The sequence below is a fragment of the Luteimonas padinae genome (genome assembly GCF_014652935.1).
Lineage (GTDB): Bacteria > Pseudomonadota > Gammaproteobacteria > Xanthomonadales > Xanthomonadaceae > Luteimonas > Luteimonas padinae.
On the sequence record NZ_BMZT01000019.1, the window covers coordinates 1 to 10,145 of the forward strand.

The window sequence follows — 10,145 nt, forward strand, 5'->3', positions numbered from 1 at the left end:
GAACTTCCTTCGCTTCGACATGAACACTCCTCATGGCCTCGATCGGCCTTCTCGTAAGTGTCCGTGAAAACGGGGGTGAACCCTATTGTGTTTGTATGACCACTGGCAGATCCTCGTCTCTGCCTTTCCGTCTACCCCGCCCTCCGGAGCATTGTTGTGACATCGCAGCCTGTCGAGTCTGTCCTGACAGAACACTTTTTGAGTTTGGCATTCTCGGAATTGAAGAAAGTTGGCTTTGTCTGTGACGAGCATGACTTTGCACCTTACCGGGAAACGATCAGCCACCATGTCGGCCGGATCGAAGACGCACTGAAGAAACGAGGCTTCTCTGGCGCACTGAGCCCTGGATTTGTCAATCATCCTGAGGCCGGATACGCGTACTACGTCTATGACACCACCAAGTTTGCTGACCAGAAGGCCGCCGATGCAGCGGTCCAAAAGTGGCTCACCACACGCTATGGTGGTGATGGTGGCTAAGCCGCGCGTTCTCATCCTCGAATCACCAAACGCTGAGGATTTCTACATCGACCGCTTGGATGGTCGGGCTGCGCGAGACGTGCTCAAGCTTGAGAACACCCAAGTTCAATACAGGGTCGCGCTGGATAGGCAACAACTGATCAGAGGCGTCAAGGAAGCCACCGACCTGCAATTCGATGTGTTGCACCTGTCATGCCATGGCAACGACGTCGGAATCCAGTTAAGCGACATGTCTGACATCGACTGGCTTGGACTTGCCGCCTTGCTGGATGTGTTTGCAACGCCCCAGCGGATTCTTGTGATGTCAAGTTGCGCGGGTGGCAGTGTTGACTTGACCAAGGCCCTGGTAAAACAGAACACGATTTTTGGTTGGGTCTTTGGCGCCGCTGGCGATATCGGATTTACCGACAGTTGCCTGGCCTGGTCGATTCTCTATCGCCTGATCGAGACTTTAGATGGGCCTTGCGACGCGACCACGGCACAGCGCGCTGTCAGTGCGATCAACGCATTAGTCGAGGGCAACTTTCTCTACAGGCGTTGGGATACTTCGCTGAGTAGGTACCTCGTATATCCGAAGTACCCCACGGCTTGAGGCCAGCGCGGAACGACGTGCACGAAGAATCCCGTGGCGGGACCCCGCAACAAGCGTGCGCCATCCAGCCGGCGTGCCAAGTGGTCTACGTGATTGGGGAGAGGGCGTATCCCGCAACCGGGCACTACTTCATGGTCTCTCCGTGAGGCACCGCCTGCCTGATAAGCGAGGCTTGGCGATCGCGCTGGCGTCATGCGCCCGGTTGCGGCGCTGGGCTCTCCCATGTTCCGACGGACGTGCGGCTCGTGCGTACGGCCCCAGAGCCTTCGCTCATATCACCAGAACTACGGGCGGTGTCGGGTTCCGATAAACGGCGACTCCGCCAGCATCTCCCGCGGCGCCGCCGCGTCCATGACAACCCCGCCGGAGATCGCTCGGGCGGCCATAGACGCTATGGGCATCGCCTAGCCACTTAAGGGCGAACGTTCCCCGTACTTGGTGGAAGGCCGCCTGGTGCGGGTACTAGAGGATCGGTGCCCGCCCTTCGCCGGCTCCAATCTCTATTACCGAGCCGGCGGCACCCATAGCCTGCATTTTCGAACTGGGGCTGAAGGCGCTGGGCGTGTGATTATCGATTGGCGGTTGGTAGCCGGTAACCACGCCCTTCCGCGACAGGCCAAGGCCAGCAGCCCCGACGCCAGAACCAGGATATGGCGGCACCAGGTCCTCTGCCAACCTGCCACCGAGGACGCCTGAGCTCGCCGGAGAACGAGTCTCAGCGCGAAACTGCGTCAGCGGTGTGGAGATAGCGTGTTTTTTGAGCTCTTTCTGGACTGTGCACTCACCCGCTTCAGGTCACTATCACGGCCCACACGCGAGCGTGCTTTGACAAGGAGAGTCCCATCAAATCAATTCAGACAGCCGCCGTGCTTGCATCAATGCTGTTAGCAGGCTGCGTTCATACGAATACCCAACAAGGGGAAGCACTTTCCCTAGTGCGATTCGCGCCTCCGCCAGAGAATGCAGAAGTCGTCCATCTGACCGCTGCCGCAGAGGGCGGGCTGGTTTATGAGCAGGGGTGCTTCAAGCTGCGAATGCGCGGCCAACCGCTCCAAACCATCATCTGGCACAGCCATTTCAGCCTAATCAGCCAGTATGGGAAGCCGGGCGTACTCGACGAGAACAGCGGAGAGTCCGCATTCGCTGGAGACGATATCCGCATAGGCGGAGGGGTCGTCGAATCAGTGGGCAGCAATGTGGAAAACTACGCACTCGCGACAAAATGCGGAGCGCCGTATACCTCAGCAAATACCCTACGGAGAGTCAAACCATGAAACGGAAAATATTCGTGGCATCCATTCTCGCGCTGGCATCCGCCGGCATGTCGGTGACCGCATTCGGTCAGGATGCGGATCCCGTATTGGAGGCGTATGCGGCTGCGTATGACCTGACCTACGAAGAGGCCAGGGATCGCCTGATCCTCATGGACAGCGGAACTCTCGCGGAGCTGCATGATCAACTCAAGCGTGACCCGTCTTTCGCTGGCATGAGGATTGTTCACAAGCCCACTCTCAAACTCATAATCTACGCGAAGGGAAATGCGGTGAGGCTAGCGACCAAGGCTAGCGTCTCTATTCCCGTCGAAGCAGTGGATGTGCCCCGATCCCTTTCCGAGCTGCAGGCCGCGGCGGGCTCGGTGACAAGATCTCTGCAAGCAGCTGGGGCTAGGTTCGAGATCGACATTGAGCCCGGCACAGGCACCATCATCGTCTATACCGAGGACGATGCGGCGGCGAAGAACGTCCTTGGTGAGGACACCAGCAGGAAACTTCCTTTCCTCAAGCTTGTGAAGTCAGCCAAGCGAGCGGAACCCACCGCAACCTTCATCGGGGGACAACGCGTCTCGGGTAGCAGGGAGTGCACCTCCGGCTTCACCGTATACCGGACATCTAACCCGAGCCAGCGTGGTGTGGTGACAGCGGGACACTGCGGGACCACCAGTGTCAGGGTGAACAATGTGCTGTTCAACCAGCCCGTTAGCCGTATGTACTCCGGCGACTATGATCAGATGTGGTTCACCGCCTCCGGACACACCTGGACAAATACCATCTACACTGGCCAGAGTATTCCGGCCACGATCTCGATTCAGGCTACCTATGATCCCATTGTTGGAGCTCTTCTATGCAAGTACGGAAGAGCCTCCGGACAAACCTGCGGCGAGATCACGTCTACCAACGCGGGCGTCACTAATCCTGATAACGGGACCGTCGGATACTACTATCGCGTGCGCAATCTGACACCAAACCAGCCGATGACCATCAACGGCGACAGCGGCGGACCAGTGTTCGGCACCTCCGGAGTGGCCTTCGGCATCGTTCATGGGCGTGGTAGCGGTCAATTTGTCAACGACATGTATTTCATGCCGGCTCACCGCTTCTCGGCTATTGGTGCGAGCGTCCTCACCACACCCTGAGACGCTGCCGGAGCAGGTAGAGACAGACCTAGGGCCAGCTTGGCCCGATTTGTCAGCGCCTACTCCAGCTTGCGGTCAGAGAGCGGCGGCCGTAACCGCCGCTCTTTCCGTCCCCATCGGTCAGCTCTGAAGGACATCCAGCAGAGCGGTAGCGATAGGCGTGGGTATTCCATGCGGAGCGCCTGCGTAGGTCAACACGTTGCCTTGATCGGCAAAATAACGCGCCTCGGCGATGTTCTCGAGCGCTTGTGACTGGATATCGCGCCCTTGCGTCAGATTGACAAGTAGGGGTCCAGCCCCCGCCTTCTCTCGCAAGATCGTGCCGAACCTGATGTACCGATTCAGCCAGATCAACCGGTCGTCTTCGGTATGGGTTGGATCTGGAGCCTCTGCCATCCGACCTGCCCGCCACGTCCAGAGCCAAGGGCCGGGTATCTTCGGCTATAGCGCCAGCAGGCCGGTGAACCTCAAGGCACGCACATCGCCAAACTCGGCGATGGGTTGAATGTCCTCCGGGCTTGAGAAGGGACAACGTTTGCGTAATCCGGCGCCCCGTGATGCTGCCATCAACGCAACTCCAACTCGCTCGCAAGCGGCAACGACCCGGGCTCGGCCGAACCGGGACGGTCGTGTTGGATACGTTGGTAGACCTCTTCCCGATGAACGGAAACATCGTCGGGTGCTCTGATACCAATGCGCACCTGGTTGCCTTTCACTCCAAGGACGGTGAGCGTGATTTCGTCGCCGATGACCAATGTCTCGGCAACACGGCGAGTAAGAATCAGCATGCATTTCTCCTGAGGTGCCGACCGGGTGCTTGAAGCGGGTGATGGCTTTCGGTATGGCCGATTTCGCTGAATAAATGATGCCACGAGCGAAGCGTCTTTTCGTGCTGTCTGGAACTGATGATCGCGGCATCCGCGAGAGCACTGTTGCGCGGCGAATAGACGCAGCTGTTCTTGACGTGTGGGTGGGCTCAAAGTTGCAGCTCGGCGAGCCGGTCAGCTATCCGGTGAAGATACAGGCGCTTCGGACCGCATCCGATCGACCAGCGATTCAATCGTGGAGACTGTCTCGGCGGGACGTTCCATCGGAAACAAATGGCTGCCATCGATCCAGTCGAGTCTGTCGCCAACCACGCGCCGCGTGTGGCGCAGACCGATGTGCCGTATCTCGCGCGAGTATCGCCCGGCAACGAAGCCGACAGGCAGCGGGAGCTCACGCGCGAGCTCGGCGATGCTGCGCGTTGGCAGGGTCTGGTAGATCCGGTACTCGACGTCGCGATCAAAGCGCAGCGCGCGCTCTCCGTCGCGCAGTTCGGTGCCATGGTTCGCGTAGTCATGCAGCACGCGCGGATCCCAGCGTCCGAATCCGGGCTTCCCGGCGAAATGTGCCATGACGGAGCCGACGTCCGGCCAGCGCGTGCGCCGCCGCCGGGTCTGTTCGAGCGGCATCAGGTGGCGGTCGAGACCGGTGAGGCGACCCAGCTTGACGACCCGTGCGCTCAGTCCGCCGATCAACGGCGAGTCGAGCAGGACCACAGCTCCAGCAGGAGCCCATGCAGCCGTTCGGCGTCCCCGGCGTCCACCAGGAAGTGCACGCCGCGGGTGGCACGCACCACGTCGTGCGCGGCCAGCGCCAGCGCCGGCGGGACCCGCAGCCTGGCGAAGACGGCGAGCGCTTCCCTGATCTGGTCAAGCAGGCTGGGCATGCGGGCATCGTAGCGCAGCGGGGCCACGGCGTAGATCGCGCGCCGTTCCTCCACGCTGCCCTGCCTGTCGGGGGCGTCGCCCCAGGAACCGGGTGTTCCATGCCGCGGCCGTGCTTGCACGGCTGGAGCGCGAGTAGGCTGCAGGCTCCTGCCACCCGAAGACGAGCCCCCGCCATGCGCACATGGATGATCGCCACCCTCCTCGCCTGTCCCCTGCCGCAGCAGTGGCCGGCACCCCGCTGCCCGACGCGCCGCATGTCGTCGTGCAGGGCGAAGGTCTGGTCAGCGTCGCGCCCGACTCGGCCACCGTATCCATGGTCGCGCGCCACCGCTCCGCCAATGCGGGCGATGCCAAGCGCGTGGTCGACGGCGCGGTCGCTGCGCTGCTGATGGTGGCGCCCGACTTCGACGTGGCCCCCGACGGACATCACCGCCTCCGACCTCGCCCTGCGCGAGGACGAGGAATACGACGACAGCAACCGCCGACTGCCCACGTCGCCAGCCGCGAAGTGAAGGTGCGCCTGGGCGACCTGGAGCGCCTGGGCGCGTGGATGGACGCCGCGCTTGCGGCGGGCGTAAGCTTCCCCGATCCGCAGACACCCCATAAGTAGAACTTTCTGGCATGTTTTCCCCAGCCAGGAGGTTCCATGAAGAAGTCCCGTTTCACCGAGACCCAGATCGTCTCGATCCTCAAGCAGGCCGACGCCGGCGTGCCGGTCAAGGACATCTGCCGGCAGGCCGGCATCAGCGTGCCGACGTACTACAAGTGGAAGTCGAAGTACGGCGGCCTGGAGGCCTCGGAACTGCGTCGGGTCAAGGATCTGGAAGCCGAGAACGCCAAGCTCAAGCGGATGTACGCGGAACTGGCGCTCGACAACGCAGCGATGAAGGACCTGATCGCAAAAAAACTGTAGGGCCGGAGCAGAAGCGCGAGGCAGTGCGGTACCTGATCGAGGTACATGCGCGGCCGCTGAGCCGGTCCTGTGAGTGCGTCGGGTTGTCGCGGGCCGCGTGGTACCAGGCGCCCCAGCATTGGACCGTGCGCGACGCCGAGATCATCGCGGCGCTGGCCAAGCTGGTCGAAGCCCATCCGAGCCGCGGCTTCTGGAAGTGTTGCAAGGTCCTGCGTCGTGCGCGACCGGACTGGAACCACAAGAGGATCTACCGGGTGTACAAGGCCATGAAGCTCAACCTGCGTCGCAAGGCCAAGCAGCGGCTGCCCAAGCGCGAACGCGTGCCGCTGTACGTCCCGCGTCTGCCAGACACCGTCTGGTCGGCCGACTTCATGGCCGATGCGCTGGCCTGTGGCCGTCGCTTCCGGACCTTCAACGTAGTCGACGACTTCAACCGCGAGGCGCTGCATATCGAGGTCGACACCTCGATCTCGTCCGCGCGCCTGATCCGCATCTTCGAGCAGCTCAAGCACGACCACGGCCTGCCGCAGGTCCTGCGCACCGACAACGGCCCGGAGTTCCTGGGCGAGGCCTTCGTGCAGTGGGCCAAGCTCAACGGCATGGCCATCCGGTACATCCAGCCAGGCAAGCCCAACCAGAACGCCTACATCGAACGCTTCAACCGGACCTTCCGCGAGGAGGTCCTGGACCAGCACCTGTTCACCCGCCTCGACGACGTGCGCGAGGCGGCGTACTGGTGGATGCTCGAGTACAACGAGGAGCGTCCCCATGACTCGCTCGGCGACATGACGCCGGTCGAGTACCGTCAAGCCGCCGAAGGTTCTACTTTTGAAATGTCTGCTTGACGGGGAAGCTTACGCGGGCTTCACCGATGTCTTCGACGTCAGCTTCAAGTTCAGCCAGCAAGTACGTCTGCGCGAACACGCCCGGGTGCGTGCCGTGGCCGACGCCCGGGAGAAGGCAGGTAGCCTTGCGGCGGCATTCGGCGGCCGGCTTGGTCCCGTGTACAGCATCAACAGCCTGAACTCGATGCAGACGCAGGGGTATGGGAACACCGCGCTGGATCGCATCCAGGTCACCGGGTCGCGCATCGATAGCGGCCGCTACCTGCAGCCGAAGATCGACTTCACCGAGCGGGCGTCGGCGGTGTTCGAGATTGCGCGGTGACCGATCAATCCCCGTCGCGGGCACGTCCAATCCCTCGCTCAGGGAAATGGACTCCAGGACGCCGTGCTACTCAAAATGGGGGACGGCGTCACAGATACCGCACTCAGATCAGACCTCCGCGGCCCAGCAACTCGAGCAGCCTCTGCTGGTTCCCACCATCGCTCGGCCAACCCATGAACTCATCCACCACCTCTCCATCCTTCAGGAGATAGAAGTGTGGCGTCGACCAATCGGTCAGCATTGGCCAGTCGCGCACCGAATCCGGGATCTTGATCTCCACCTCCGAGTGTTCACGGTTCCACTTCTGAAGCAGTTGGAAATCAAGCCTTGCACCTTGCGGAGTCATCCACTGGGTGACATTGCGTACTGCTGGCCAGATTCTCCGATCGAGCATGATGTCCGACAGCGCACGGCGCGATGGATTGCATGACGGATGAACGACCGCAACGATCCTAATGCCGTCCTTGATCGGCGCAGTGTCCCGTATGAGCTTGAAATCACTCCGATGCACCCGATACACAAGCGGACCGTCATCCACCAACACCTTCGATGTCACGATTTCAGGGATCGCAGGCAGGCCGAGATCCGGATGCCTTGCACGGTACTCATCGGCCTTCTCGAACAGCCGTAGAGCCATCATTGTTTCGTGGAGTTTCCGACGCTGATCTTCGTTAGCAGCCCCGCGCGACTCCAGTTCGCTCAACTGTGCCGACAGGATGGCGAAATGGTGGAGCCGCCGCGAGAAGTGAGCGGCAATGTACGTTGATCTAAAGTTGAACCCCAGTTCGGCGTCGGACAGCTGGGTGGGATCGGTGTCGGCGCTGCCCGGGAAGAGGTTCTCGTATGTCTCCTCCATGACTCGCATCCGCTGCGTGGAGGGCAGTCCAAGAGTATCGCGCTCCGCCTTGAGCATCAGATTGAAGCGCTGCTCCTCCGGACTCGACCTAACGCTGGCCACAGCCAGGTTAAGCACGCACAATAAGGCGAGGAAGACACCAAGCGATTGGCGAGCTTTATCCATCGGACCGCCCTCGATCTGTTGCGTGCATGCCGGCTTCCGGCCCCGTCTTGACCTGGCAGAGGGGGCCAGAAGCATGTCCCGTTGGCAGGACGGCGATCAGCAGTTCAGAGTACAGATGAAGCTGGGCGATTCCATGCACGTTGCGCGGCTGTGACAAAGGTAGCCCACGTGATCACCGCCGTCCGCGGCAGGTGTCATGATGAGCTCGTCCGACTTTGATGCAATGCGGATCCCCGGGATCGCTCGAGTCGAGTTCTGCGCGCCGAACAGTGAAAGGATCCGATAGGCTTCGGTGGCGTCCAGTTCCCGCTGCATGTCTTCGTAGTAGAAGCTCGCCAAGCCGTTCTCCGTGAATACCAGGCTTTGCAGAAAGCGAACTTGGGCACCAGTGGATAGCGCATGCAGTGGCGTTTTCTCGATTCCAGAAGCTATCAACCCCTCCAGATCGCTCATGGATTTCACGGGAGCGAGCTCATGCGCGAGTTCGCGTTCCAACAGGTCTCTCTCGGCCAAGGGTTCACCGGCGTGGGCCGTTCCGGCGAAGATGATTGCGAGCACCGCGGGCAAAACTGCTTTCATGTCGTCCTCCTTGATCAAGCGCTTTCGCAGTGAAACGGCACCTGCCGTTCCAGGATGAACCGTAGTACAACGAGCCAGTCAAAATTCGTTCAGGAGTTGTTTCAGGTTCGTTACGTTCAGCGCCCTGATCACAGTTCAGTCAGTTTCTTGGCACCCCGAACTGGTTCACGAGCTGCGCGTGCCCGGGCGCGAAGCCGCACACCCATAGGCTTCGGGCCCAGTTCGCCAGCCCTGCTTCCTGCATGGTCCGGCGCCCACGACCGACGCCGTCAGGATGAAGGGGGCTTGGATCGGCGAGCCAGGCTCAGTGGAACGCCGCCATGCGAAGCGGGGCCACGGCGTAGGGCGCGCGCCGTTCCTCCACCCTGCCCTGCCTGTCGGGGGCCTCGTCCAGGCGCTGCGTCTCCACTTGATCGAGGATGTCGCGCATGGCGGGTGCGTGGGCGGGAGCGCGTGGCCAGCAGGCGCCAGAAACCACAGCCGGAAGCGCCGACGTGCGCTTGCCACCGGGTCTACCCGAATCAAACTGGCGAGCCTCTTGGGGCTCGTAGAGATGCGAGAGCTCGTCCACGACGAACTCCAGCGCGAGCAGGTTCTTCTGCGCATCCGGTCGCGGGAATGTCTTCCCCTGATTCCAGCGCGATACCGTTTCCGGCCTGACGCCCAGCAGGCTCGCCACGTCTGCGGAACGCATGGCGCCCTTTTCCCGGATTGAAACCAGTCTCCGTGCGATTTCGCTACTCATGCTCGTCCAGACGTGCGCCTGCGCGTTCCTTCGCCCCCGGGTGCAGCACAGCTGCATGCCGGCGGGCGCAACATCCACCCTTGCCCGGGGCGGCGAGGGTGGCTCGCGCCGTACCGCGGCACCGGCTTAGCCTCAGGCCACCGCGCGCAGCGGGCCTGCGGTGTAGATAGCCCGCGTCTCGCCTACCCTGCCCTGCGGACCGTGCGCCTCGCCCAACCGCTGCGTCTCCACCTGGTGGAGGATACCGCGCATGGCGAGTGCGTGGGCGTAGAGCGCCTCGCCGATCGCAGGGAGCGTGCCTTCGGCCAGATCAGTCGCCCGCGTCGTGGCCAGCAGGTCGCCGTGGGCCTCGAGCATCCGGAGCAGCCTGTCCAGCGCATCCATTCTGACAGCGATTTCGTAGTTGTACGCAGAGCGTTGAGGCTGCGTTCTGGATCGGCTTCTCTAGGGAAGGTCTGATCAAAGCGCCCTGAAGCTTGGATTTCAGCGTCGAGCGCTCGATCGACCTCGATTTGATCAAAGTTGC

13 protein-coding genes are annotated in these 10,145 nt (G+C 61.7%); 6 read left to right on the forward strand and 7 right to left on the reverse strand.

Annotation, left to right across the window (positions count from 1 at the left end):
• The first annotated feature begins 156 nt into the window (after nt 1-156).
• The 3 genes from IE168_RS14215 to IE168_RS14225 all read left to right on the forward strand — a co-directional run bounded on the left by IE168_RS14215 (nt 157) and on the right by IE168_RS14225 (nt 3,482).
• A complete protein-coding gene (locus IE168_RS14215; RefSeq protein ID WP_189499440.1) occupies nt 157-477 on the forward strand; it encodes a hypothetical protein in 321 nt (106 codons plus the stop codon).
• Nucleotides 458-1,069, forward strand: a complete 612-nt coding sequence (locus IE168_RS14220) for a hypothetical protein (RefSeq protein WP_189499441.1) — start codon at nt 458-460, stop codon at nt 1,067-1,069. The genes IE168_RS14215 and IE168_RS14220 overlap by 20 nt, the downstream gene beginning before the upstream one ends.
• A gap of 1,270 nt (nt 1,070-2,339) precedes the next feature.
• Complete coding sequence (locus IE168_RS14225; protein WP_189499443.1) at nt 2,340-3,482, forward strand: hypothetical protein; 1,143 nt, start codon at nt 2,340-2,342, stop codon at nt 3,480-3,482.
• Nucleotides 3,483-4,048: 566 nt separating this feature from the next.
• On the opposite strand, the gene csrA is transcribed toward IE168_RS14225, so the two are convergent.
• The 3 genes from csrA to IE168_RS14240 all read right to left on the reverse strand — a co-directional run bounded on the left by csrA (nt 4,049) and on the right by IE168_RS14240 (nt 5,193).
• Nucleotides 4,049-4,270, reverse strand: coding sequence for a carbon storage regulator CsrA (gene csrA, locus IE168_RS14230; RefSeq protein ID WP_189499445.1), 222 nt, complete (start codon nt 4,268-4,270; stop codon nt 4,049-4,051).
• 213 nt (nt 4,271-4,483) lie between these two features.
• Nucleotides 4,484-5,023 (reverse strand): alpha/beta fold hydrolase, encoded by a 540-nt coding sequence (locus IE168_RS14235; RefSeq protein ID WP_189499447.1) that lies wholly within the window; start codon nt 5,021-5,023, stop codon nt 4,484-4,486.
• Nucleotides 4,999-5,193 carry a hypothetical protein gene (locus tag IE168_RS14240; RefSeq protein ID WP_189499449.1) on the reverse strand — a complete coding sequence of 65 codons (195 nt, stop codon included), beginning with the start codon at nt 5,191-5,193 and terminating at the stop codon, nt 4,999-5,001. Before IE168_RS14240 ends, IE168_RS14235 begins: the two co-directional genes overlap by 25 nt.
• Nucleotides 5,194-5,375: 182 nt before the next feature.
• Between IE168_RS14240 and IE168_RS14245 the strand changes: the two genes are divergently transcribed.
• The 3 genes from IE168_RS14245 to IE168_RS14255 all read left to right on the forward strand — a co-directional run bounded on the left by IE168_RS14245 (nt 5,376) and on the right by IE168_RS14255 (nt 7,274).
• A complete protein-coding gene (locus IE168_RS14245; RefSeq protein ID WP_189499451.1) occupies nt 5,376-5,804 on the forward strand; it encodes an SIMPL domain-containing protein in 429 nt (142 codons plus the stop codon).
• A gap of 36 nt (nt 5,805-5,840) precedes the next feature.
• Nucleotides 5,841-6,952, forward strand: a protein-coding gene (locus IE168_RS14250) for an IS3 family transposase (RefSeq protein WP_189499453.1) whose coding sequence is annotated in 2 segments (ribosomal slippage) — nt 5,841-6,093 and nt 6,093-6,952 — 1,113 coding nt in all. Because the reading frame shifts where the segments join, the coding sequence is not laid out codon by codon here.
• The gene (locus IE168_RS14255) at nt 6,936-7,274 is read left to right on the forward strand and encodes an SIMPL domain-containing protein (RefSeq protein ID WP_189499455.1); all 339 of its coding nucleotides are present in this window, start codon (nt 6,936-6,938) and stop codon (nt 7,272-7,274) included. Before IE168_RS14250 ends, IE168_RS14255 begins: the two co-directional genes overlap by 17 nt.
• 103 nt (nt 7,275-7,377) lie before the next feature.
• On the opposite strand, the gene IE168_RS14260 is transcribed toward IE168_RS14255, so the two are convergent.
• The 4 genes from IE168_RS14260 to IE168_RS14275 all read right to left on the reverse strand — a co-directional run bounded on the left by IE168_RS14260 (nt 7,378) and on the right by IE168_RS14275 (nt 10,003).
• Entirely contained in the window at nt 7,378-8,295 is a 918-nt protein-coding gene (locus IE168_RS14260; RefSeq protein ID WP_189499457.1) for a hypothetical protein, read from the reverse strand.
• Nucleotides 8,296-8,391: 96 nt separating this feature from the next.
• Entirely contained in the window at nt 8,392-8,874 is a 483-nt protein-coding gene (locus IE168_RS14265) for a hypothetical protein (protein ID WP_189499459.1), read from the reverse strand.
• A 304-nt stretch (nt 8,875-9,178) separates the two neighbouring features.
• On the reverse strand, nt 9,179-9,619 hold the full coding sequence (locus IE168_RS14270; RefSeq protein WP_189499461.1) for a helix-turn-helix domain-containing protein: 441 nt from the start codon (nt 9,617-9,619) through the stop codon (nt 9,179-9,181).
• A 132-nt stretch (nt 9,620-9,751) separates the two neighbouring features.
• Nucleotides 9,752-10,003, reverse strand: coding sequence for a hypothetical protein (locus tag IE168_RS14275; protein WP_189499464.1), 252 nt, complete (start codon nt 10,001-10,003; stop codon nt 9,752-9,754).
• Between the last annotated feature and the right edge of the window lie 142 nt (nt 10,004-10,145).

Coding starts and splice junctions, on each gene's coding strand:
- IE168_RS14220 (WP_189499441.1), top strand. CDS start 458: ATGGTGGTGATGGTGGCTAAGCCGCGCGTTCTCATCCTCGAATCACCA.
- IE168_RS14225 (WP_189499443.1), top strand. CDS start 2,340: ATGAAACGGAAAATATTCGTGGCATCCATTCTCGCGCTGGCATCCGCC.
- IE168_RS14260 (WP_189499457.1), bottom strand. CDS start 8,295: ATGGATAAAGCTCGCCAATCGCTTGGTGTCTTCCTCGCCTTATTGTGC.
- IE168_RS14270 (WP_189499461.1), bottom strand. CDS start 9,619: ATGAGTAGCGAAATCGCACGGAGACTGGTTTCAATCCGGGAAAAGGGC.
- IE168_RS14265 (WP_189499459.1), bottom strand. CDS start 8,874: ATGAAAGCAGTTTTGCCCGCGGTGCTCGCAATCATCTTCGCCGGAACG.
- IE168_RS14240 (WP_189499449.1), bottom strand. CDS start 5,193: ATGCCCAGCCTGCTTGACCAGATCAGGGAAGCGCTCGCCGTCTTCGCC.
- csrA (WP_189499445.1), bottom strand. CDS start 4,270: ATGCTGATTCTTACTCGCCGTGTTGCCGAGACATTGGTCATCGGCGAC.
- IE168_RS14275 (WP_189499464.1), bottom strand. CDS start 10,003: ATGGATGCGCTGGACAGGCTGCTCCGGATGCTCGAGGCCCACGGCGAC.
- IE168_RS14245 (WP_189499451.1), top strand. CDS start 5,376: ATGGATGATCGCCACCCTCCTCGCCTGTCCCCTGCCGCAGCAGTGGCC.